This is a genomic window from Thermodesulfobacteriota bacterium (assembly GCA_036482575.1).
GTDB lineage: Bacteria > Desulfobacterota > GWC2-55-46 > GWC2-55-46 > JAUVFY01 > JAZGJJ01.
This window is the reverse complement of record JAZGJJ010000133.1, coordinates 1-21,955: the sequence shown is the minus strand read 5'-3', so window position 1 is coordinate 21,955 and position 21,955 is coordinate 1. Positions and strand designations below refer to the sequence as shown.

General features: G+C 57.5%; 24 protein-coding genes and 1 tRNA gene. 18 read left to right on the top strand and 7 right to left on the bottom strand.

What is annotated here, in order from left to right:
• Both V3W31_06100 and V3W31_06095 read right to left on the bottom strand, forming a co-directional pair.
• Positions 1–274: ABC transporter permease (locus V3W31_06100; GenBank protein MEE9614512.1), on the bottom strand; the 274-nt coding region annotated here is incomplete at its 3' end.
• Positions 271–1,047, bottom strand: a complete 777-nt coding sequence (locus V3W31_06095) for an outer membrane lipoprotein-sorting protein (GenBank protein ID MEE9614511.1) — start codon at positions 1,045–1,047, stop codon at positions 271–273. The genes V3W31_06095 and V3W31_06100, both read right to left, overlap by 4 nt.
• Before the next feature lie 514 nt (positions 1,048–1,561).
• On the opposite strand from V3W31_06095, the gene V3W31_06090 reads away from it, so the two are divergent.
• From V3W31_06090 to V3W31_06060, 7 genes are all read left to right on the top strand, one after another.
• Positions 1,562–1,900, top strand: coding sequence for a Fic family protein (locus tag V3W31_06090; protein MEE9614510.1), 339 nt, complete (start codon positions 1,562–1,564; stop codon positions 1,898–1,900).
• Positions 1,901–2,101: 201 nt separating this feature from the next.
• Positions 2,102–2,773, top strand: coding sequence for a bifunctional precorrin-2 dehydrogenase/sirohydrochlorin ferrochelatase (locus V3W31_06085; protein ID MEE9614509.1), 672 nt, complete (start codon positions 2,102–2,104; stop codon positions 2,771–2,773).
• A 66-nt stretch (positions 2,774–2,839) separates the two neighbouring features.
• Positions 2,840–3,661, top strand: a complete 822-nt coding sequence (gene ccsB, locus V3W31_06080) for a c-type cytochrome biogenesis protein CcsB (GenBank protein ID MEE9614508.1) — start codon at positions 2,840–2,842, stop codon at positions 3,659–3,661.
• A gap of 30 nt (positions 3,662–3,691) precedes the next feature.
• Positions 3,692–5,002: a glutamyl-tRNA reductase gene (gene hemA / locus V3W31_06075; protein ID MEE9614507.1), complete on the top strand. Its 1,311-nt coding sequence runs from the start codon at positions 3,692–3,694 to the stop codon at positions 5,000–5,002.
• A 36-nt stretch (positions 5,003–5,038) separates the two neighbouring features.
• The gene (locus tag V3W31_06070) at positions 5,039–5,227 is read left to right on the top strand and encodes a hypothetical protein (protein ID MEE9614506.1); all 189 of its coding nucleotides are present in this window, start codon (positions 5,039–5,041) and stop codon (positions 5,225–5,227) included.
• A 360-nt stretch (positions 5,228–5,587) separates the two neighbouring features.
• Positions 5,588–6,523, top strand: a complete 936-nt coding sequence (gene hemC, locus V3W31_06065) for a hydroxymethylbilane synthase (GenBank protein ID MEE9614505.1) — start codon at positions 5,588–5,590, stop codon at positions 6,521–6,523.
• Between the two features lie 52 nt (positions 6,524–6,575).
• Positions 6,576–7,934 (top strand): FHA domain-containing protein, encoded by a 1,359-nt coding sequence (locus V3W31_06060; GenBank protein MEE9614504.1) that lies wholly within the window; start codon positions 6,576–6,578, stop codon positions 7,932–7,934.
• 186 nt (positions 7,935–8,120) lie between these two features.
• Here V3W31_06060 and V3W31_06055 read toward each other — a convergent pair whose 3' ends face one another.
• Positions 8,121–9,932: a tetratricopeptide repeat protein gene (locus V3W31_06055; GenBank protein ID MEE9614503.1), complete on the bottom strand. Its 1,812-nt coding sequence runs from the start codon at positions 9,930–9,932 to the stop codon at positions 8,121–8,123.
• Positions 9,933–10,032: 100 nt separating this feature from the next.
• On the opposite strand from V3W31_06055, the gene cobA reads away from it, so the two are divergent.
• The 5 genes from cobA (at position 10,033) to V3W31_06030 (ending at position 14,670) form a co-directional block, all read left to right on the top strand.
• Complete coding sequence (gene cobA / locus V3W31_06050) at positions 10,033–11,565, top strand: uroporphyrinogen-III C-methyltransferase (protein MEE9614502.1); 1,533 nt, start codon at positions 10,033–10,035, stop codon at positions 11,563–11,565.
• Between the two features lie 14 nt (positions 11,566–11,579).
• The gene (gene hemB / locus V3W31_06045; protein ID MEE9614501.1) at positions 11,580–12,554 is read left to right on the top strand and encodes a porphobilinogen synthase; all 975 of its coding nucleotides are present in this window, start codon (positions 11,580–11,582) and stop codon (positions 12,552–12,554) included.
• Between the two features lie 210 nt (positions 12,555–12,764).
• The gene (gene ahbD, locus V3W31_06040) at positions 12,765–13,955 is read left to right on the top strand and encodes a heme b synthase (GenBank protein MEE9614500.1); all 1,191 of its coding nucleotides are present in this window, start codon (positions 12,765–12,767) and stop codon (positions 13,953–13,955) included.
• A gap of 1 nt (position 13,956) precedes the next feature.
• Positions 13,957–14,142 (top strand): DUF4177 domain-containing protein, encoded by a 186-nt coding sequence (locus tag V3W31_06035; protein ID MEE9614499.1) that lies wholly within the window; start codon positions 13,957–13,959, stop codon positions 14,140–14,142.
• Positions 14,143–14,145: 3 nt separating this feature from the next.
• Entirely contained in the window at positions 14,146–14,670 is a 525-nt protein-coding gene (locus V3W31_06030; protein MEE9614498.1) for an RDD family protein, read from the top strand.
• 94 nt (positions 14,671–14,764) lie between these two features.
• On the opposite strand, the gene V3W31_06025 is transcribed toward V3W31_06030, so the two are convergent.
• From V3W31_06025 to V3W31_06010, 4 genes are all read right to left on the bottom strand, one after another.
• Positions 14,765–15,142: a carbonic anhydrase gene (locus V3W31_06025; GenBank protein MEE9614497.1), complete on the bottom strand. Its 378-nt coding sequence runs from the start codon at positions 15,140–15,142 to the stop codon at positions 14,765–14,767.
• A 266-nt stretch (positions 15,143–15,408) separates the two neighbouring features.
• Complete coding sequence (locus V3W31_06020) at positions 15,409–15,534, bottom strand: desulfoferrodoxin FeS4 iron-binding domain-containing protein (protein MEE9614496.1); 126 nt, start codon at positions 15,532–15,534, stop codon at positions 15,409–15,411.
• Positions 15,535–15,568: 34 nt separating this feature from the next.
• Positions 15,569–15,910, bottom strand: a complete 342-nt coding sequence (locus tag V3W31_06015; GenBank protein MEE9614495.1) for a PilZ domain-containing protein — start codon at positions 15,908–15,910, stop codon at positions 15,569–15,571.
• 699 nt (positions 15,911–16,609) lie between these two features.
• Positions 16,610–18,103, bottom strand: coding sequence for a glycosyltransferase family 39 protein (locus tag V3W31_06010; GenBank protein ID MEE9614494.1), 1,494 nt, complete (start codon positions 18,101–18,103; stop codon positions 16,610–16,612).
• Positions 18,104–18,533: 430 nt separating this feature from the next.
• On the opposite strand from V3W31_06010, the gene V3W31_06005 reads away from it, so the two are divergent.
• The 6 genes from V3W31_06005 to V3W31_05980 all read left to right on the top strand — a co-directional run bounded on the left by V3W31_06005 (position 18,534) and on the right by V3W31_05980 (position 21,838).
• Positions 18,534–18,656, top strand: a complete 123-nt coding sequence (locus tag V3W31_06005) for a hypothetical protein (protein MEE9614493.1) — start codon at positions 18,534–18,536, stop codon at positions 18,654–18,656.
• Entirely contained in the window at positions 18,653–19,366 is a 714-nt protein-coding gene (locus V3W31_06000) for a rhomboid family intramembrane serine protease (GenBank protein MEE9614492.1), read from the top strand. Before V3W31_06005 ends, V3W31_06000 begins: the two co-directional genes overlap by 4 nt.
• Positions 19,367–19,423: 57 nt before the next feature.
• Positions 19,424–19,499, top strand: a tRNA-Phe gene (locus V3W31_05995).
• Between the two features lie 424 nt (positions 19,500–19,923).
• Positions 19,924–20,115, top strand: coding sequence for a hypothetical protein (locus tag V3W31_05990; GenBank protein ID MEE9614491.1), 192 nt, complete (start codon positions 19,924–19,926; stop codon positions 20,113–20,115).
• Positions 20,112–20,771: a DUF4433 domain-containing protein gene (locus tag V3W31_05985; protein MEE9614490.1), complete on the top strand. Its 660-nt coding sequence runs from the start codon at positions 20,112–20,114 to the stop codon at positions 20,769–20,771. The genes V3W31_05990 and V3W31_05985 overlap by 4 nt, the downstream gene beginning before the upstream one ends.
• A gap of 17 nt (positions 20,772–20,788) precedes the next feature.
• The gene (locus V3W31_05980) at positions 20,789–21,838 is read left to right on the top strand and encodes a macro domain-containing protein (protein MEE9614489.1); all 1,050 of its coding nucleotides are present in this window, start codon (positions 20,789–20,791) and stop codon (positions 21,836–21,838) included.
• Positions 21,839–21,955: the final 117 nt, after the last annotated feature.

The following is a 21,955-nucleotide window of genomic DNA, read 5'->3' as shown; positions in this document are numbered from 1 at the left end:
CTATGCCGGGTGTCGCGGCAAGCACCTCGTCCACGGCCGAGGGGTCCTCGATGGCGGTCTCGACCTTCTTCTTCTTGTGGTAGCCGCTCTTGTGGACCTGTATGTGGCCGGAGTGGAGACGCACGGAGTTCTCGACGAGCCGGTCCTGAAACCCGGTTACGAGCGACTGCTGGAAGAGCAAGACCGAGAGGCCGAAGCCAATAGCCGAAACGGTTATGAGCGAACGCCTTAAGTTCCGCCAGACGTTGCGCCAGGCCATCTTCAAGACTATCATCTTACCCTCTTCATGTTCCGGAGAGTGAATATACTATCGTCTATCGGCACGTCGAACTCGGCCTCGATGATGCGGAAGGAGGTCTGCTTGCCCTCCTTCTTTACGGGCACCATCTTCCAGAAGGTCGGTATGGTCCTCCCGCCGATCTCCTTTATGTCGGAAAACGTAAGGACCCTTATGAGCTCCCCCCTCTCGCTGTAGAACTCTTCCTTCAGGGGCATGTAGTCCTTTTTCCTTACCCAGTAGAGTATCCTGTCCCAGACCACTGGCGCATTGGGGCGGGGCCGGGCCTCCACGTGGTAGGTCGCGGCTCCGTCGAGCTCGACCTCGCCAAGGAGGGTGTGGGTGTAGTCGTCGACTATGCTCGACTCCTTCACGAGGTCGTCGTTCGTGAAGTCACTCCCCATCCAGGACTGCATCATCATGGACGGCGGTATCTTTATGACCCTCTCCACGCGCGGCAGGTAGTTCCACATCTCGGTCTCGAGTTTCAAGGTGCCCACGCCCTTTTCCTTCTGCGGGGAGAGGATGCGGATAAAAGTCTTCTTCTCGCGCCTCTTCTCCCAGACCCGCATCCTGAGCGTCCTCTCCCACTTCGGGTCCGTTATCGTCATCTCGTAGAGCCCGGTGGACGTATCCCCGCGGAGAAGCAGGTCCAGACGGCGGATGACCTCCGTGGCGTCGACCGGCTCGGCCCGGACGCTTGAAAGGGGGAAAAGGGGAACAATCAAAAAGCCCGCGAGGGCTATCGGGATAAGTCTATAGAGCAGCATAGGTAGAAACCCTTTACTTTTACGCCACTTATGGCTTATGGCCAAAATCGCTTCGGACTCTCTTATACCACAACTTTAGCACAATCCGTAGGAAAATGGAGGGGCGGTTTAAGGGGGAATTACGAAAAAGCACTTTATTGACAATAGGTTGGAGAGGGTGGTATGGTTGGGAAACCTGACCCGACACTATAAACAGGATCCCCCATGCCCTACTACCCTGTATTCCTGGACATAGAGAAGAAGACGTGCCTGGTCGTAGGCCCGGGCGGATGGTGGGATATTGACTTGCGACGATGAAAAAGGGTGGCCGATATGACGTGTCCGGGTTGATCGAGGAGCAGTTCGAGCCGGGTTCTCGCGGAAGGGTACACAAAAACCTGCTCGGGGTCAAGCGCAAGCGGGAGATGGACCGGATCGAGGCTGAGGAACTACTCCGGACCACGGGGGAAGCAATTCGTACCTACGACAGGAACCGTCGGTTCACCTCTGCGGATATATGTAAGGTTCACAAACTATGGTTAGGCTCGAAAAAGGTCCGCTTCGTAAGTATACGCCGTGCCGCTCTGCCTCAAGGAACGAGATTGTAAAGGCCATCGCCATAGTGCATGCCGAGTTGGTGTTAATTCACCCCTTCCGTGAAGGGAACGGCAGGATCGCGCGCCTGATAGCGACCGTAATGGCCATGCAGGCGGAATTACCCCCATTGGACTTTGGCGGCATTAAAGGAAAGACCAGACAGAAGTACTTCTCGGCGGTACAGGCGGGGCTGGATAAGGATTACGAACCTATGGAGAAGGTCTTCAGCGCCGTGATTTCCCGGACGCTCCGGGTTCGCGGGAAGCGGGGGATTTAGTTTCTTTAGACGCACTGGGTATCTTGAGGGATACGCTTACCCCTTCAATAGCCGTGGAACTGGAAACCGACGTGCAGAGCGATTCATCCCGTTCAGCGGCGTCTTTCAGGTAAGGGTTGGTCTCGATTAATGGCTTCTTTGACATCCTTGCATTATACTATAAATAGTACGCCAACGCATCAAAAATAAAAGGCTGTGAAGATGCCCTACTACCCCATATTCCTGGACATAGAGAAGAAGACGTGCCTAGTCGTAGGCGGCGGCGCGGTGGCCGAGAGGAAGGTCTTATCCCTCCTCTTCTCCGGGGCGCGGGTGGCGGTTATAAGCCCACAGCTTACAAAAAAGCTTAAGAGCCTTGTGAAGACGGGAAAAATCCGCCACACCGCCAGGCGCTATTGCGTCGGCGACATCGAAGGCGCATTCCTCGTGGTAAGCGCCACGGACTCCGAAGAGATAAACAAGGCGGTCTCGAAAGAGGCCCGGAAGGCCGGGACGCTCTTAAACGTGGTGGACCGGCCCGAACTCTGCAACTTCATCGTGCCCTCGGTGGTCGAAAGGGGGAGCCTGCTCGTGGCGATCTCAACCTCGGGGAAGAGCCCGTACCTGGCCAAGGCGCTCCGTAAAACGCTCGAGCGGAGCATACCGCCGGAGATGGCGGTGTTCGTGGAGCTCATGGGCGCGGTGAGGCGGAAGCTATTGAAAGAGAACGCCAAAAATGATAAAAAGGATAGGATTTACGAGGCGCTCCTCAACTCCCCCCTCCTTGAGTGGATAAAGAAGGGGGATAGGGCGGCGATCAACCGGTTTCTGAAAAAAACTGTCGGTGAGGAGGGGGAGGGCTACACGCTCTCGAAGCTAAAGGTAAAACTTTAGCCGTCCCGTCCGGATAAACCCGCCCGGCCCGCCCGGCCCACCCGACAAAGGTGGGCAGTGGTTTAAATGAGCTACGTATTTTTTCACATAACCGCGGCCCTCTACCTGGCGGCCACGCTCGTGTATACCGGCTATCTGGTATCGCACGGGGACAAGTTCGCCCGCGTCGCCCGGGACCTCCTTATCGGGGGCTTCCTCGCGCATACCATAACACTCCTCGGCCGGCTCGCCGAGGGCGGGCGGATACCCACGACCAGCCTGCACGAATCGCTTCTGCTCTTTGCGTGGCTTACGGTGGGCATATGCCTCTTCCTGCTTTTCAAGTACAACCTTTCGGTCCTCGGGGCGTTCGTCTCGCCGTTCGCGCTGCTGCTCGTAATAACGGCCTCGCTCCTGCCGAGCGAGATCGTGCCTCTTACACCCGTCTTGAAGAGCTGGTGGCTCCCGGTGCACGTAACGCTCGCCATACTCGGTAACGCGTTCTTCGCGCTCGCCTGCATACTGGGCGTGACCTACCTTATCCAGGAGCACTACCTGAAGTCGCACAAAGTGGGGGGAATGTACTTCGTGCTGCCGTCGCTCGACATTCTCGACGAGCTGGGTTACAAGTGCCTTACCTACGGCTTCCCTCTCTTGACGCTCGGCATAATAACCGGCGTCATGTGGTCCGAGTACGCCTTCGGCACCTACTGGATGTGGAAACACCGCCAAGTATGGTCTATGATAACGTGGTTTCTGTACGCCGCGCTCCTGCACGGGCGGCTCACCACCGGCTGGCGCGGCAGGAAGTCGGCGAAGTTCTCGGTAGTGGCCTTCGGGGTGCTCCTGGGCTCGTCGCTCATTATATACGTGCTGCTGGGTGAAGGCCACGGCATTTCAAACCGGTAAAGGCCGGGACATAAAACAGGACATAAGATAATGAACATTGTCATAGTAGGACTCAACCACAAGACGGCGTCCATCGAGATACGGGAAAAAATTTCCTTTCCCGAGGACTCCATAGGCGGGCCGCTTAAGGCGCTCGTGGGCCCGTACGGGCTGAACGAGGCGGCTATTATTTCCACCTGCAACAGGGTGGAGGTCATAGGGGTGGCCAGGGACATCGAGAAGGGCGTCTGGGAGATAAAGAGGTTCCTCTCGGAGCACCACTCGATCCCGCTCGAGGAGCTCGACGAGGCTCTGTACGCGCATTCGGGCGAAGATGCGGTGCGGCACATGTTCCGGGTCGCCGCGAGCCTGGACTCCATGGTCATGGGCGAGCCGCAGATACTCGGGCAGGTCAAGGACGCCTACAGCCTGGCCGTCCACAGCGACGCGGCCGGCACCGTCATAAACAAGCTCTTCCACAAGGCCTTCTCCGTGGCCAAGCGCATAAGGACCGAGACGAAGATAGGCTCGTCCGCGGTCAGTATAAGCTTCGCCGCGGTGGAGCTCGCCAAGAAGATATTCGGCGACCTTACGGGCAGGGGCGCCATGCTCGTCGGCGCAGGAGAGATGGCCGAACTCGCCGCCAAACACCTCCTCAACTCCGGCGTAAGGGAGCTCATGATAGCCAACCGGACCTACGAGAGGGCCGTCAACATGGCCAGGGAGTTCAACGCCACGGCCATAATGTTCCGGGAGTTCCCCCACTACCTGAAGGACGTGGACATCGTTATCGCCTCCACCGCCGCCCCGAAGTTCATCATAAGACCCGACGACGTCCGGGACGTGCTGGAGGAGAGAAGGCAGAGGCCCATGTTCTTCATGGACATCTCGGTCCCGAGGAACATCGATCCGCTCGTCAACAACGTCGACAACGCCTACGTCTACGACATAGACGACCTGCAGGGCGTGGTGGCGGCCAACATGAAGGAGAGGGCCAGGGAGGCCGAGCAGGCCGAGACCATAATCACCGAAGAGATAGGGAGTTTTTACCGGTGGGTCAAATCGCTCGACGTGGTGCCTACGATAATCGCTCTCAGGCGAAGCTTCGAAGAGATAAGGAAGAGCGAGCTCGATAAGGCGCTTCCCCGGCTCGAAGGGGCCTCCGAGAAAGACAGGGAGGCGCTCGACGCCATGACGCGCGCCATAGTGAATAAGATCCTCCATAACCCGGTAACGCACTTGAAGCGTGAGGCCAACAAGGTCGAGGGCGACCGCTACATAGAAGTGGCCAGAAAACTCTTCGACCTCGGGGATGAGGAGGCTGAGGATGAGATTAAAAAAACCGGAAGCGGGGAGAAGTAAGTCGGTCGACATAATGATTATCAGGAGGTGATTGGAATGGAGGGGATTAAAGAACAGGTCGTTAAAATGATTCGGGCTCTTCCCGAGGACGTTACGGTCGATGATATCATGGCGGAGCTGTACTTCAGGTTGCAGGTCGATGCGGGGCTGAAGGAGCTTGACGAAGGCAAGGGCATTCCTCACGAAGAGGTTGAAAAGCGGATGGGTAAATGGCTCGAACGGTAAGGTGGTCGCCGCAGGCGGTCTCCGGTTTCGAAGATACCTGTAACTACATAGCGAAGGACTCCGGGCACTATGCCGCTTTATTTGCCGGAAGGGTAAATGCCATTGTAAAAGCCCTTCCCGAATACCCTGAGGCCGGGCGGGTCGTACCGGAATACGGGGATGAAAAGCTACGGGAAAAAATTTAGGAGAATTACAGGATAGTCTATCGCATTAAGGGAAAGATAATAGAAGTTGTCGCTATCTGCCATGGAGCCAGGCCGCTGGACAAGTCTTTGTAGGAGATATTAAATCCCGAGGAATGTATATGGCTAAAATGACACCTGAAAAGTGGAAGCGGAAAATAACGGAAGGCATTAAAAACTGAAGAAGAAGATACGGATAGGCACGCGCGGCTCGATGCTCGCGCTCTGGCAGGCCGACTGGGTCAAGTCCGAACTCGAAAAAAAGCACGGCCTGGAGGTCGAGCTCGATAGGATAAAAACCACCGGGGACAAGATTACCGACGTGCCGCTGGCAATGGTCGGCGGCAAGGGCCTCTTCGTAAAGGAGATAGAGGAGGCACTCCTCTCCGGTCGCGTTCATCTCGCCGTGCACTCGATGAAGGACGTGCCCACGTTCTTTCCCGAAGGGCTCGGCCTCACGGCCATAACCGAGAGGGAGGACCCGAGAGACGTCGCCGTGGTGCGCGAAGGCAAGAAACTCTTCGAGCTTCCGGAGGGGGCGAAGATAGGGACATCGAGCCTCCGGCGCCAGGCCCAGCTCCTCGCTAAAAGGCCCGATCTGGAGATAGCCCAACTCCGGGGGAACATCGATACGCGCTTGAGGAAGCTCGAAGAGGGGCTGTACGACGCCGTCATCCTCGCGGGCGCCGGCATAAGGAGGCTCGGCTGGGCGGAGAAGATAACCGAATACATAGAGCCCGAAGTGATGCTCCCGGCCGTGGGCCAGGGCGCCCTCGGCATAGAAACGAGGATGGACGACGCGGAAACGAACGAACTCGTCGCGTTCTTCGACCACCCCGCGACCTCGGCCGCCGTCAAGGCCGAGAGGGCCTTCCTTAAGAGGCTCGAAGGCGGCTGCCAGGTGCCTATCGCATCTTACGGTACGGTCGAGAGCGAAGAGTTGACCCTTACGGGGCTTGTGGCCTCGACCGACGGCAAGACGGTACTAAGGGACTCCATAAAGGGACCGAGGGACGAGGCCGAAGGGCTCGGCACCGAACTGGCGGAGAGGCTGCTCAAGGCCGGGGCCTACGACATATTGAAAGAACTCTACCGGGTGGCGCCGCCAAAGTAGCGTGGACCGCGACCACCCCCGGGGAGGGAGGGGCCGCATAAGGCAAGTTGCGATGGAACCCATATCTTTATTCGAGCAGAAAGAGTTCCCCTTTTCCGGGCTGGACGAGCTCTTCCGGAACATGTCCGGCGAGATGGCCGACGGCTACGCCCTTGCCACCGGCGGCGAGGAGACGCGCCTTCTCTTTATCGTCACCGGTAAGCCCTACTCGGCCTCGGTCGAGGACGCCAGGGGCGGGAAGCTCACCCCTGTAAAGGATTTCTTCGAGTGGTACAAGGCCCGCTCCTCGGCGGCGATCGAGTTCTTCGAGGTCGACAGGAAGGTGCTGCTCGGCATGCTCGTAAGACGCACCCACCGGCCCCTGCAGAGCCTTACCGCCGACCTCGTGGACCTCGAGGAGATGACGGAGCAAATAGAGTCCGGGGAGAAAGAAGTCATCCTGGCCCTTGTCGAAAAGGGTACGGAGCGCGGCTTTGCCATGTTCGTGGAGGGCAAACTCGCCTTTGTGTCCCTCCTGGAAAAGGGGAAGGACGACGAGGACGAGCCGTCGCTCGAGAGGCTTATCTCCTACACCAGCAGCAAGGGCCGCGACCTTACCGTCGAGGTGTACAACAAGACGACCGTGGCGCCGGCGGAGGACTCGGCACCGTTGCCCAAAGAGGGCATTGCCACTTTCCATGGTAAAGGCCTTCCCGAGCCGCCGGAGGAAATACCGGAGGCCGAAGAAGCCCCGGAGGCCTATATCGAACTCGTGGAAGACGGTAAGGTAAAGGGTACGTTCCCGTTGGAGATCGCGCTCACCGTAGGAAGAGACGACACCAACGACATACCCATTAAGGTGCCCGGGGTGGCCCACGAGCACGCGGTGGTAAAGAAGACCGAGGACGGCTACTTCATAGAGGACCTGAAAAGCACCATAGGGACCTTCTTCAAGGGGATACGGATAGAGACCAAGGAGCTCCACGACGGGGACGAGATAACCATAAAGGCCCACATCCTCCGCTTCCACGGCCCCTCCGGGGACGCCCCGCCCTCCCCCCCCTCCCCCCCCTCCCCCGCTCCTTCGCCCGAGAGCCCCCCGGTACCGGCAAAGGAAGAGGAAAAGGAAAAGGAAAAAATTCCGCGGGCCGTGCATACGACCGCGTTCGTACTCGACGACGGGACCGAGTTCCCGCTCGGAAGCGTTACCACCATCGGCAGCGGTGACGATGCGGACATAAAGCTCCAGGGCGTGATGATGGCCAGAAAACACGCCGTCGTGGTAAGGGGCAAGGACATCTTCAAGATCATAAAGAAGGGAACGCTCGCGCCGCTCAAAATAAACGGTGAAAAGGCCGAGGAACACGTATTGAAGGACGGGGACGTGGTGGAGGTGGGCGGCCACACACTTACCTTCAGGATGTCGAAGTAACGGATGGCTACCTCTAAAAATTGCTCTTTTTCCCGATCTCTTCGTTAGGACTAAAATAAAAGTGCTCACATATTAGCATATATGCTGCGCTTTTTATTTTCGCCCTGCCTCGATCTCGAAAAAAATATCTAATTTTTAGAGGCACCCAGACCCCTCCGCCATCCGCCGCCCGCGAACAACCCGCCGCTACCTGTCTCCCTTTCTTAACCTCTGTGCCTTCTGCATGTTGGCGGCGGCCTCACGGTAGCCCGGCTTTAAGTAGAGCGCCAGGACGAACTCCTCAATGGCCTTATCCGTAAAACCCACCTTCAAGTAGACGGCCCCGAGCGCGTTGTGCGTTTCGGCATCTCCGGGGTTTACCCTTAAGATCGCCTTGTACTCCTCTACGGCCTCGCCAAGGCGGCCCTGTTTTGTGTAGGCGAAGCCGAGGTTGTAGCGGGCCTCCAGGTCGCCCGGCCGTAACTCGAGCGCGAGCCGAAAATGCTCTATGGCCCCGTCCACCATGCCCCTCTTTCCGTAAGCTATCCCCAGGTTGTTATGCGCCTGGACGTAACCGGGCTTGAGCCGTACGGCCGTTTTATACTCCTCCATGGCCCGGCCTATGAGGCCGACTTCGTCATAGGCGAGCCCCAGGTTATAGTGTCCGCGTGGCTTATTGGGGCTTTTCTTCGTCACGTCCTTCCAGAGCGTTATGCCGTCCTCCCAGACGAGGTTCCTCTTGTGGGCGGCGAAAGAGAGCGGCGCGGCCGTTAGAAGCAGCATAACCAGGGCGGCAAGCGGCAGGTTCTCAAGCTTCATCCGGTCGAACGCGCCGAATACGGCCGCGGTGAAGGCGACCGCCGCCCCCACGCTCGGAAGGTACAGCCTGTGCTCGAATATCACGTCCCTTATGGGTATTATCGAGGACTCGACCGACAGTGCCAGGAAGAACCACAGCATGCCGAAGGAAGCCAGAAGACCGTAACCGTTATTCGTCTTCCGTGACCGGATAAGGAGATAAACGGCAGAAGCAAAAAGGGCGGAAAGAAAGATAAACGACAGGAACACCTCCGGAGCAAAAAAGGAGCTATAGGCGGGGTAATCGTAATCCAGGTTCTGGTTTACCGGAAGGAAGAGCAGCCTTATATATGTAATTATCACCCTGAACTGCGTCAGCAGGTAACCTCCTCTGGAGACCGCCCTGTCCTCCTGGGAGGCCTCGTCCAGCCCCCCTATTATCTCCCCCAGGGGCCTGTCCGTTCCCACAAGGCTTAAAGGTATGATGGCGAGGGTCAGGAGAAAGGGGGTAAAATACGCTAACCTCCTGAGGCCTCCGCCTCTGAAGAATACGAGCTCGACCATGCATAACGCCAGCGGCAGGGTAAAGCTTATCTCCTTCGTCTTCATGGCGCACACCGTGGAGAGAAGGGAGAAGAAGAAAAAAGGGACGGCCCTGCGGAAGCCGTCCCCCTCAAGCGACGTCCGCGCCTTCATGTAAAGGGCCACCGACAAAAGGTAGAAGAGCGCGGCAAGGGACGCGAACCTCTGGACAATGTATGTCACGGCCTGGGTCTGGACCGGGTGGGAGATGAAGATAAGCGCGGCGCTTAAGGCGAAAAAATATTTTACCCGCCGGTCTCCCCCGAACCCCCTCATAGCGGGGGTTTCGAAAGCAAGGACCACCAGCCACCAGACCAGAAAACCGTTTATCGTATGGACCGCCAGGTTTACTATGTGATAGCCGAAGACGTCGAGCCCGCCGAAGTGGTAGTTAAGCGCGAAGGAGAGAAAGCCGACGTCTCTAGACCCCGAAGGGGGCCACAGGGCAAAGAAGTCCCTGATGCGCGGGTTCTTTATGATGTTGGAGGTGTCGTCCCAGTGGAACGTGTAGGAAAGCGTGTCGGAGTAAATAAGCAGACTCGTTACGGCTATAAGTAGAAGGGCGGCGGCGGGGCCGTACCTTCCGGTAAAAAAATTCTTTTTTGCCGCCTTTTCCACTGGTTTCCGAAAATTTATCATATTATCGCCCCCGTTGCAACGGGAAGTGGGGGGGGCGAACCATACCATTGCACCACGCCATTATTGATAATTACCCTTTCATCTGCTATATTAAGTGTCTATGCCTGCAGGGAAGGTATATCTGGTCGGAGCCGGCCCGGGAGACCCCGGCCTCATAACGCTCAAGGGCGTGGAGGCCATAAGGGAAGCGGACTGCGTAATATACGACTTTCTGGCCAACGCCCGCCTGCTCGAACACGCCCGTAAAGACGCCGAGACCGTCTACGTGGGCAAGAAGGGCGGCTCCAGGTACATAAGCCAGGATGAGATAACCGACCTCATCATAAAAAAGGCCCGGCGGTACGGGAACGTCGTCAGGCTCAAGGGGGGAGACCCCTTTATCTTCGGCCGCGGCGGTGAAGAAGTCCTGGCGCTGGTCAAAGCGGGGATACCGTTCGAGGTCGTACCCGGCGTCACCTCGGCCACGGCCGTACCCGCCTACGCCGGCATACCCCTGAGCCACAGAGACCACGCATCCTCCATTACTTTCTTGACGGGACAGGAATCGCCACGAAAGAAAAAATCCGCCATCGCGTGGGACAAGCTCTCCATGGGCGAAGGCACGCTGGTCTTCCTCATGGGATGGAAGAACATCTCATCTATAATAAAAAAACTCATGGATAACGGCAAGGCCCCGGATACCCCGACGGCCATGATACGCTGGGGCTCCATGGCGAAGCAGACCACCGTCATCGGCAGGCTCGACAACATAGTCGAGCTTTCAAGGGAAAAGGGGTTGAAACCGCCGGTTATAACCGTGGTCGGAAACGTGGTGAACCTGCGCAAGAGCTTCAACTGGTTCGAGACGAAGCCGCTTTTCGGAAAGAACGTACTCGTAACCCGCACCCTCGAACAGGCCGGCGCCTTCTCGCACCTCCTTAACAGGGCCGGTGCCGAGGCGATAAACTTCCCCACTATAAAGATAGCCCCGCCCGCCAGCTACAAGGAACTCGACCGCGCCATAGGGCGGCTTGGCGGGTACGACTGGGCTATATTTACGAGCGTAAACACCGTAAAATACTTCTTCGACAGACTTGGAAAGCTCGGTAAGGACGTGCGCGAGCTGAAGGGTGTCAGGATATGCGCCATAGGCCCCATGACCGCAAATGCGGTCAAGAGGCTCGGGATAAGGGTAGACCTCACCCCGCGGGAGTACAGGGCCGAGGCAATAATCGAGGCCCTCGGAAGGCGCAGGATAAAAGGAAAAAAGTTCCTCCTGCCGAGAGCGCTTAAGGCCCGTGAACTCCTGCCCGAGGAGATTAAAAGACTCGGCGGAAGGATAGACGTGGCCACCGCCTACAGGACCCTGAGGCCCAGGAAGGAGACGGGACGGATAAAGGAGATGCTCAAGGAAGGCGGTATAGACGTCGTGACCTTCACCTCTTCTTCCACGGTCACGAACTTCGTAAAGGGCTTTAAAAAGGGAGAGCTCGGAGAACTCTTAAGCGGGGTGCGCATTGCGTGTATCGGCCCCATAACGGCCGATACCGCCAGGGGGTTCGGCCTCGCGGTGGACATCATGCCCGGGGAGTACACCGTCTCGGCGCTCACCGAGGCCATGGCGGAATACTATAAAAGCGACAGGGACTCGTAAGAAAGGAAGGCACCATGAACTTTCCTAAGTACAGGCCGAGGAGGCTCAGGAAGACGGAGACGCTCAGGCGCATGGTGAGGGAGACGGTCTTAACGCCCGACGACTTCATACTCCCGCTCTTCGCCGTATACGGTAAAGGGGTCAAGAAGCCCATAGGCTCCATGCCGGGGCACTTCCAGCTCTCGGTGGACAAGGTCGCGGCCGAGGCTGCGGAGGCCGCGAAGCTCGGCATACCGGCCGTGATCCTCTTCGGCATACCCGAAACCAAGGACGAGACCGGCTCTTCGGCCTTCGACCCGAAGGGGCCCGTGCAGGAGGCCGTAAAGGCCATAAAGGACAGGTGCCCGGAGCTCGTGGTAATAACCGACGTCTGTATGTGTGAATACACTTCCCACGGGCACTGTGGTATCATAAAAGATAACGACGTGGACAACGACGCCACGCTCGAACTGCTGGCGAGGGAAGCCCTCTCGCACGCCGAGGCGGGCGCGGACATAGTGGCCCCCTCCGACATGATGGACGGCCGCGTGGTTAAAATACGGGCCGCTCTCGACGGGAACGGCTTCGACCACCTGCCCATAATGAGCTACGCGGCCAAGTACGCGAGCGCCTTCTACGGCCCCTTCCGCGAGGCCGCCGAGTCCACCCCAGAGTTCGGGGACAGGAGGAGCTACCAGATGGACCCCCCGAACACCGACGAGGCCATGAGAGAGGCGGCCCTCGATATCGAGGAGGGTGCGGACATAATCATGGTCAAGCCCGCGCTCCCCTACCTCGACATAATCCAGAGGATAAAGACGGAGACCGGCTATCCGGTGGCCGCCTACAGCGTAAGCGGCGAGTTCTCCATGGTCAAGGCCGCGGCCGAGAAGGGCTGGATAGACGAAGAAAGGGTCATGCTCGAAATGCTCACCTCCATAAAACGCGCCGGCGCCGACATGATACTCACTTACTTCGCGAAAGACGCGGCAAAGATACTGGCAAAGTAAAGAGTCCGTAACCATAAGATGACGGATCCCGGGTGGTTAAATGCAGGACTTTCTCCGTTGGCTTTATGGACATCCTATAGAAGCCGTCCTGATCTTCGTAGTAGTTATAATATTGGTGGAGCTGCGGGAAGGGCGGAAATAGGGAGCACGTTTAACCCCTGACCCATAACCATAGTCAACGGATCGACTCATAATAAGGAGACCATAAAAGTGCACGGAAGCGCGCCAAAAGGCCATCCCCACGAAGTGCCGGGGATGGAGGGCAAAGGTAAAGAGGGCGGGAAAGGTGGGAAGAATGGAAAAAAATGGCTGCCCAAGCTCATCGCCTGGGAGCTTACGAGGTCGTGCAACCTCGACTGCATACACTGCCGCGCCGCCGCGCGCTTCGGTCCCTACCCGAACGAGCTTACCACCGAGGAATGTAAAAAATTCCTCGACGACGTGGCGTCCTTCTCCAGCCCCATAATGATAATGACCGGCGGCGAACCCATGCTCCGGGACGACATCTGGGAGATAGCACGGCACGGCACGGACCTGGGCCTCAGGATGGTCATGGCCCCCTGCGGCGAGCTCGTCACCGAGGAGACGGCTAAGAAGATGATAGAGGCCGGCATCCAGCGGGTGAGCTTTTCCCTCGACGGCGCCACGGCCGAGACCCACGACAACTTCCGCCGGGTGCCCGGGGCGTTCCAGAGTGTGATGACCGCCATAGAGAACGTAAAGAAGGTGGGGCTCGACTTCCAGGTCAACACCACCATCTCGAAGCACAACCTCCACGAACTCCCCGATATTCTCGAACTCGTCATAGGCCTCGGCGCGAAGGCCCACCACCCGTTCCTTCTGGTCCCGACCGGCAGGGGCGCGGAGATGAAAGACCAGGAGATATCCCCCGAAGACTACGAAAAGACCCTTACGTGGTTCTACGACAAGAGGGAAGAGGTCCCGCTCCAGTTCAAGCCCACCTGCGCCCCGCACTACTACCGTATCTTCCGCCAGAAGGAGCGGGAGAAGGGGATCTCCGTCACGCCCGAGACCCACGGCATGGACGCCATGAGCAAGGGCTGCATGGGCGGGCAGACGTTCGCCTTCGTCTCGCACATGGGCAAGGTGCAGATATGCGGCTTCCTCGAAGTCGAGTGCGGGGATATAAGGAAGGAGCTCTTCAGTAAAATATGGGACTCTTCCGAGGTCTTCAAGGAGATGCGCGCCTGGGACGACTATAACGGCAGGTGCGGCTACTGCGAGTACCGCTCGGTCTGCGGGGGGTGCAGGGCCAGGGCCATGGCCTTTACGGGCGACTATATGGACGAGGAGCCGTTCTGCACCTACCAGCCCGGCGACGCGGCCAAAGAGGCGCGCGACAAGAAGAAAGAAAAGAAAGCGGCCGGCTCCGGGAGCTAACGTGGGATATACGGAATACAAGGTCGTCGAGCTCAGCACCGTCACCGACGAAGAACTCGAACGGACGATAAACGAAAAGGTCCGGGAGGGGTGGGCGCTCGACGGTATAAACTTCGCCATGAGGGATTCGTCCAAGAGGCCGTCCATGGCGTTCGTACTCTTTACCAGAAAGGCCGAGAAGGGGTGACCGATGATTGAAGAGCGGGAAGAAGCCGTGGAAGAAGGCGCCGAGCCCATACCGTACCCCAAGGCGGACCTCGTCGACAGGTTCCTTGCCAAGTTCATAGACTTCCTCGTTGCCGGGGCCTTATTTGTCTTCCCCTCGTTCGTGGGCCCTCTGGCCGGCGTCACCTATATCTTGATATGCGACGGCCTGAGGGGCGGCGGGGCGGGACGGGGCGGGGGGAGCTTCGGGAAAAGGATCGTGGGGCTCAGGGTGGTATCGCTCGTCCGGGAAGGACGGTCCTGCGACTTCAAGGAGTCGATAATAAGGAACTCGGTCTTTGCCGCGTTTGTCGCGGCCTATATCCTTCTCGGCTGGATACCGTATATCGGGAAGCTCCTGGCCTTCCTCGCGGGCATGGCGATCGTCGCCACGGAGATGGCGCTCGTCTACAGCGATGATAAGGGGATACGGTTCGGCGACAGCATAGCGGACACAATGGTGGTTGGGCCGGAGGGGGAGGGGGAGGGGGAACCCGAGGCTACTCCTTAGTTCCCTACATCAAACCGTTCAGCCGACCTACCGTTCATTGGCGTTCATTGGCGTTCATTGGCGTTCATTGGCGTCCATTGTTAGATTGACCGGGTCAGGCGACCTTTTCGACCTTCCAGTCCTCACCTACCCAGAGCCCCACGACTTCCATATCCGGATACCAGCCCTTTATCCTCTCAACCGAGGCACGTATGTTCTCCACGTGGGTCTCCTCGTCCACCGGGTTTCCGTCGCAGTCGTGGTGTCCCGCGACCCCGATGATACTCGATCCGTGGAGGCCGACCGATATCTCGATCTTTTTCCTGAGTGCGGCGATAACCGGCTCGCTGTCGCCGCTTTCGGCGATAAGCCCGTCGACGCCCGGCTCGGTTATGGCATCCACGTAGCTGACGCCGTGGTTGGTTTTAATATACTCGTTTACCGGCAGTTGCGTCCTGCCGTCCATGCAGTTCACGACGGTTCCGAAGCTCACGGCTAACCTCCTCTAAAAAAAAGTTCCGGCCGGGCGGCCGGGTTCATGGGCTTTCTCTCTGCCGGGGCCCCCTATCTGTCTTCCCCTCGCTCGCGGACCCTCCGGCGGGCATCAAATATCTACTCACATGCGACGGCTTTATAGGCGGGGGGTCGGGGGGGGTATATCGGGTTCGGGTATATTCACGTGCCGGAAGAGTACGCGAACTTTTCCCGGTAAAAGCTTCTAAAAGATTTTCAGCGTTATGAACGGCTTACGGGGGTTCCCTACCCCTCTATAAGCTCCATGGGCTCGCCGCAGCAGACAAGCTCTCCGCCGCCCGCCTTTGTGACCGTCACCTCGTTGCCGCAGACGTTGCACCTGTATTTTTCGCCTTCGCTCCTTACCTCCATCTCGCTACCCTCCTTCCACCGCTCCGCCGCACGTTCACTCCGTCTTCCCCCGCCCCAGGCACGCCGAGAGGGCCGGGTAGTACTTCTTCGTAACGGCCTCGTCGAACTTTATGCCGGCGGCGTAGTTCCCGCCCACGGGGTGGACCCACCGTATTATGCCGTTTATCTCCTCGGTCACCCTTGTATCGTCCTCGGTAGCGAAGATCACCTCCACCAGGACCTTCTCCCCCTCCCTTACCTCGTTAAGGAGGTAGACCCCCATGCCTCCCCTGTTTATGTCGACGGCCTCGGCCCCCATCGGCTCCCTGCCGTCAAGGGGATTCACCTTCACCTCGGCTATGAGGTACCTCCTGCCAATCCTTCTCCGCTCCGACATCTTCGCCTCCTTAAAGCCGAATCCTTACCGCCGAAAATCTTAAAAATCCGTCCACCGTGAAGAAGGGCCTCTTAATTTATAACATCTCTTACAAAAATTCGGAAGTAATTTCTTTCCATTTTTAGAGCATCCGGCAGGGCTCGTAAGCCTCGGGAGCCCTGCATACCGGCCCGTCACAGACTATGTCTTCCATCCCATACCCCACCCTCCACCTCTGCCGCACCCCTAATATGTATAGCACAATCCCATGCGCTCGGCCACCGTTGTTCGGGCCCGCGAGGAAAATACATCTTTAGGGGTTATGCCGGAGCCCTTCCATTCCCGGAGGCATTATGTCAAACGGGCTATATTTGAGCTATTTTAGTTCATTTCTAGCCTTTTTTAGCCATTTTTAGCCATTTTTGGTCTATCGTGATCTGGCTCAAGATATTTACCACGCCCATTCAGGGAAAAAGCGCATAATACGTTATGTAAAAAGGCCGTGTTTCGGCTTTTTTTAGCCATCTTAATCCCTTTTTTGGCTGTTTTTGGCCTATTTTGCCTCACCTAAGCATATTTACTGCACCCCTGCAGCAAAAAAGGGGCGCGCATATTATGTAAAAAAACTATATTTAGGGCATTACTGCCTATTTTAGCTATATTTTTACTATTTTTGGCCTCTTTAGATTACTTTATGGATTCGGCCGGAGGTACTCCCGGCTACTTCCTCTTGTAAATATCGAGCCGGTTATCCGAAAGCGGAGGATACCCGGAAACCTCCTCCCCCCACCTGTATACGGTCCGCTCGGGCGAGACGATATGAACGACCCCGACCAGGTCGAAGTGCTTCCTCCGGTACTCGTCGAACCAGTCGAATATGAAGCCTCCGGGCCACTCGCTTACGCCCCACGAGCTCAGCGCGTTCACGAACACCAGAAACTCCGGGCGTGCGGACTCTATCTCCCGGGCCATCTCCCGCTGCATCTTCAGGGCATACTCATGGTCTTCAAGCATGGCATATGTATAGATGTAGCCCGTGGCGGACCGCCTCCCGGAATAGAAGTATATCTGCGGCTCCGAGCCGATTACGGCTATGCTGTCGTTATCCGAGGAGTGTTCCCGGATATAGCTTGCGACCTCCACGGTTTCGGGAAAAGGCCTTATGCCGTAGACCTTGCGTGTCGCCTCAAGCGGGCCCATACGGAAAAAGAAGTCGTTTTCCTGGTAGGCGCCGTGGAAAAAGGCCGCGAGCGCAAGAACCGCCGCCGCCCCTTTTTTAAAGGCGGGGGTACGGGCATTGAAAAACAGACGCGCCACCGAGCTTGCTCCGACGCCGCCTAACAGGGCGATTGCCGGCAGGAGAAGGATGAAGTAATGGGGCCTGAAGTAGAGGCCCGGGCAGGTGGAGAGCAATGACGCCGCGATAAAACCCGCAGGGAAAAGAGATCTGTCGCGCGTCCGCTTATTGCACAGGATAGAGACAAGCCCCATCGTCGCAAGACCCCATACAAAAGCCGCCGAACCGTACATAATCGCAAGCCTTAACCAAAGCACCCGCAGCCCCACCGAGAGGTCGGTCTGCGCCAGGTATTCACGGGGATAGACGAAGGTCCAGAACCAGAACCTGTCGAAGACGCCGGCATAAAAGAGAATGGTGCAGGTCAGGACGAGCGGGAGCGCGGCGGCGGCCGAAAATAAGAGGCACCTCCGGACGCACCGCGACCATACGACCGGCCGGCGGCCGAGCTCGCCGAAGAGAAGGTAGAGCCCCCCGAACGCGACGAAGAACGCGCCGTGCTGCTTCATTATGAAAGCCACCCCAAGGAGCAGCCCGATCAGGAAAAGCGACCCTCCCCCCCCTTCCCCCCCTTCCCCCCCTCCCCGGCCGGACTCGACGGCTCGGAGCAGCAACAATATGCCGCCCAGTGCCGGGAGTATGACGAAGTGCTCGGCATTGGCGAAAATACCCTGAACAGAAGGACTAAGCGAGAGGAGGGCGAAAAAACCGGCGGCCGCGGCACCGGTAAAGGGGTCGTAGATCCTCCTGGCGAGCAAAAAGACGAGGACGATAGTGACGGCGTTGATGACGAGCAGGCCCAGATGTATCCCCGCGGGGGTCTGGCCGAATGCCGCCATAATGACCGCATACGCCGCGTAGATCCCCGGCATCTTCATGTTGTAGGCCTTTGCGTACGGCGGGACGCCCTCGAGCATGAGCTGCCCGGCATAGGCATATTCCCCTTCATCCCGTTCCAGCGGGACGTCCAGGAGTTGGAAACGTACCGCGGCCGCAAAAACAATGATAACAACAAGCGCGACCCATGCCGGGTAAGATCCCGGAACGGGGCCCGGCCGGCCCCCCCCGGGATCCCTTTGAGTTGCCGTGCCTTTGAGACTTCCCGTATCCATCTTTGTCTTCTTGAAATACTCCCTTGTTTTACCTATACTTGTATACGCGGTCTCTATCGGGCAACGACCTTCAATATAATGGAAAAAAACTTAAATGACAAGCTCGCAGAGCGCGCCTTTAACTCGTCCCCACATATCTTCAGGCTACAGGCCACCGGCGGGGGGGGAGGGGGGGGTATCCGGTATGCTCTGGGTATAGCCGCCATAGGTAGGTGCGAATGGGTAGATACGACAAGTGGATAGAGGTATACGAAGAGCCGGGGGCTTCGAGGTGCTCGATGCCGCCCACTACGGCTCGAAGGAGGGCGACGGGATCGTGCGCCACTTCTACACCTTCCGCATGAAAAAAATCGGATGATACCCTTAAAGGACGACAACCCCACCAGCACCTTCCCCTACGTCACGGTGGCGCTCATAGCGCTCAATACAATGGTCTTTATCTACCAGAGCTCGCTCGGACAGGGCATGCTCGGCCCAATAAAACTCGGGCAGGTAAAGCTTGACCTCTTTATCCTGAAGGCCGGGGCCATACCGTACGAGATAACCCGCCTGCGGGACATCATCCCCGAGAACTTCCTCCCCCCTCCCCTCTCGCTCTTTACGGCCATGTTCGTACACGGGGGTTTTATGCATCTCGGCGGCAACATGCTCTACCTCTGGATATTCGGCGACAACATAGAGGACAGGCTCGGGCACCTGAAGTTCCTCATCTTCTACCTCTCGACCGGCGTGGTGGCGAGCCTCACGCACGTCGTCATCCACCCGGACTCGGCCATTCCGATGATCGGTGCGAGCGGCGCGGTGGCCGGCATACTCGGCGCCTACTTCCTGCTCTTCCCGAGGGCCCACGTCAAAACGCTCATAATCGTCTTCTTCTTCATCCGGGTGGTGAGTATCCCGGCGGTAATCTTCCTCGGCATCTGGTTCGCCTTCCAGGTCCTTAGCACCGCCGCCGGGGGCGGCATCGCCTGGTACGCGCACATAGGGGGGTTCGTCGCCGGGACGGCCGTGGTGTGGTCCGCCGTGGGCGGGGGGAAGGGCAGAAAGAGGGGACGGCGAGGGCGATAGAGGGTAAAAGACCTTGACAATCCGGCGCCTTTAAATTACCTTATTTTATTAGACAACGCCCAGGTAGCTCAGTTGGTAGAGCAGAGGACTGAAAATCCTCGTGTCGGCGGTTCGACTCCGTCCCTGGGCACCACCTACTTATGGGGGCAACTCGTCACGGGTTGCTCTTTTCTTCTATGACACGAGGATTTACAATCCTTGTGTCGGGGTGAAGCGGCCCGGCAAAAACCGCCGGGCCTTTGTCGGTAAGGTAGAGACCTTCTATAATGGCCGCCGCATTGCGGCGGCCCCCCGACCGACTCCGTCCCTGGGCACCACGATTAAGACAAGGGGCCCGCTTAAGCGGGCCCCTTTTACGTTGACAAACCCTTGACGATGAGTATTATTGGGGGAAGGTAGGGGGAGGGAAAATAAACGGCCGTTGTGGGGCTGTTGAAAAAAGCAATATTCCTGTCACTCCCGCGAAGGCGGGAGTCCAGAAGTCCTTGAAATAACTGGATTCCTGCTTTCGCAGGAATGACTACTTTTTTGAAAAAGACACTTTTTCAACAACCCCGTTGTCCCTATTTAAACTTGAACTCCTCCGCGAATATCGCACGCGCCTGATCGCCGACGTAGTCACCGGCAAGCTCGACGTGCGAGAGGCAGAGGCGAACCTGCCTGACGAATCCGAAGACACCGAACCGCTCGATGAGGAAACTGAAGAACCGGATGAGATGATCGAAGAAGGCATGGAGGTCAAGGAATGACCGTCCCAGTACAGCCGAAGATCTACCATATTATGCATGTGGACCGGCTACCATCCATCATCGCTGATGGGAGCTTGTGGTGCGACCGAGAAGTCGGCAGGCGACTCTTGCCTGGCAGCACCATTGGCATGGAGGCTATAAAGCAGCGGCGGCTGAACGAGATAACTCTAACCAGTCATCCGACCTTGTATGTGGGCGACTGTGTGCCGTTCTATTTTTGTCCGCGCTCTACCATGCTCTATGTGATCTATCAGGGCAACCTCCCTGACTTGACTTATCGCGATGGACAAGGTTCCATTATTCACTTGGAGGCCGATCTTCATGAATCCGTCGCCTGGGCCGAGCAAAACCAGAAGCGTTGGGCTTTTACGCTGTCGAACGCTGGTTCGCGTTTTTTTGAAGACCGTTGCGACCTGAATCAACTGGATGAAGTCAAGTGGGATGCAGTCCAGACAAACCGCTGGAGCGGCAATGGTATTTCGCCATCGGTCAAGGAGGGCAAACAGGCGGAATTCCTGATCGAGGGGCAATGCCCATGGGAATTGGTCGAGCGCATAGGCGTGTTATCATCTAATGTCCGCGAGAAGGCCAGCGCGGCTATTAGGGCGGCTACCCACAAACCACTTGTAGAGATCATGCCCAACTGGTATTATTAACGGAGGCGGAGAGACCAATGATCACATACAAAAAAGGCAATATACTCACCGAAGACGCAGAAGCCCTGGTCAACACCGTCAACTGCATCGGCATCATGGGGCGTGGCATCGCGCTTCAGTTCAAGAACACCTTCCCGGAAAACTACAAATCCTATGCTACGGCCTGCAAGCGGAACGAGGTGGAGCCAGGACGGATGTTCGTCTTCGAGACCGGCCAATTGACGAATCCACGCTATATCATTAACTTTCCTACCAAGCGCCACTGGCGCGGCAAAAGCCGGGTGGAGGATATCGATGCCGGCCTTGTGGCATTGGCGGAGGAAATTCGGTCGCGAAACATCCAGTCGATTGCGCTTCCACCACTTGGTAGCGGATTAGGCGGATTGGACTGGTCTGAGGTACGCCCACGTATAGAGGCGGCGCTAAGGAAGTTCGGAGACGTGAAGGTCGTTGTCTTCGAACCAGGCGGTGCGCTGGGCGATGCGCGAGCCAACCACTCGACCGATGTGCCCAAGATGACCGCAGGGCGAGCGGCGCTGGTCGGGCTGATGGATCGCTATCTTGGAGGCCTGCTCGACCCCTTCGTGACGCTATTGGAAGTTCACAAGCTAATGTATTTTATGCAGGAGACCGGAGAATCGCTACGGCTCAAGTTTCAGAAAGGTTCGTACGGCCCATACGCCGAGAACCTCCGTCACGTACTTAACGCCGTTGAGGGACATTTGGTGTCCGGCTACGCCGATGGTGGTGATGCGCCGGACAAGCAAGTCAAGCTGGTTCCGGGAGCCGTTCAGGATGCCACTGCCTTTTTGGAACATCATGCGAAAACCAGGGCCCGTTTCGACAAGGTGGCGGAACTGGTAAAGGGGTTTGAGTCGCCCATAGGACTGGAACTGCTATCCACGGTGCATTGGGTGATAAAAAACGAATCCGTCCGTTCAGTTGAAGATGTGATAAGACATACCTATGCTTGGAATGACCGCAAGCGTCAATTTACTCCGCGGCAGATTGCTCTCGCGGTGGATGTGCTATCGCAGAAGGGCTGGATAAACAGAATTGAAACGTGAGAGAATCCATGAAACCGACCGATACCACAGAGCGCGGCCTCGAACGGCTGGACATAGCAGGGACCGACATAGCAGGGACGACCGACATAGCAGGGACAGCGACCGTTTTTTTATCAC

Coding starts and splice junctions, on each gene's coding strand:
- V3W31_06095 (MEE9614511.1), bottom strand. CDS start 1,047: ATGCTGCTCTATAGACTTATCCCGATAGCCCTCGCGGGCTTTTTGATT.
- V3W31_06090 (MEE9614510.1), top strand. CDS start 1,562: ATGGTTAGGCTCGAAAAAGGTCCGCTTCGTAAGTATACGCCGTGCCGC.
- V3W31_06085 (MEE9614509.1), top strand. CDS start 2,102: ATGCCCTACTACCCCATATTCCTGGACATAGAGAAGAAGACGTGCCTA.
- ccsB (MEE9614508.1), top strand. CDS start 2,840: ATGAGCTACGTATTTTTTCACATAACCGCGGCCCTCTACCTGGCGGCC.
- hemA (MEE9614507.1), top strand. CDS start 3,692: ATGAACATTGTCATAGTAGGACTCAACCACAAGACGGCGTCCATCGAG.
- V3W31_06070 (MEE9614506.1), top strand. CDS start 5,039: ATGGAGGGGATTAAAGAACAGGTCGTTAAAATGATTCGGGCTCTTCCC.
- V3W31_06060 (MEE9614504.1), top strand. CDS start 6,576: ATGGAACCCATATCTTTATTCGAGCAGAAAGAGTTCCCCTTTTCCGGG.
- V3W31_06055 (MEE9614503.1), bottom strand. CDS start 9,932: ATGATAAATTTTCGGAAACCAGTGGAAAAGGCGGCAAAAAAGAATTTT.
- cobA (MEE9614502.1), top strand. CDS start 10,033: ATGCCTGCAGGGAAGGTATATCTGGTCGGAGCCGGCCCGGGAGACCCC.
- hemB (MEE9614501.1), top strand. CDS start 11,580: ATGAACTTTCCTAAGTACAGGCCGAGGAGGCTCAGGAAGACGGAGACG.
- V3W31_06030 (MEE9614498.1), top strand. CDS start 14,146: ATGATTGAAGAGCGGGAAGAAGCCGTGGAAGAAGGCGCCGAGCCCATA.
- V3W31_06020 (MEE9614496.1), bottom strand. CDS start 15,534: ATGGAGGTAAGGAGCGAAGGCGAAAAATACAGGTGCAACGTCTGCGGC.
- V3W31_06015 (MEE9614495.1), bottom strand. CDS start 15,910: ATGTCGGAGCGGAGAAGGATTGGCAGGAGGTACCTCATAGCCGAGGTG.
- V3W31_06010 (MEE9614494.1), bottom strand. CDS start 18,103: ATGCTCGAGGGCGTCCCGCCGTACGCAAAGGCCTACAACATGAAGATG.
- V3W31_06000 (MEE9614492.1), top strand. CDS start 18,653: ATGATACCCTTAAAGGACGACAACCCCACCAGCACCTTCCCCTACGTC.
- V3W31_05985 (MEE9614490.1), top strand. CDS start 20,112: ATGACCGTCCCAGTACAGCCGAAGATCTACCATATTATGCATGTGGAC.
- V3W31_05980 (MEE9614489.1), top strand. CDS start 20,789: ATGATCACATACAAAAAAGGCAATATACTCACCGAAGACGCAGAAGCC.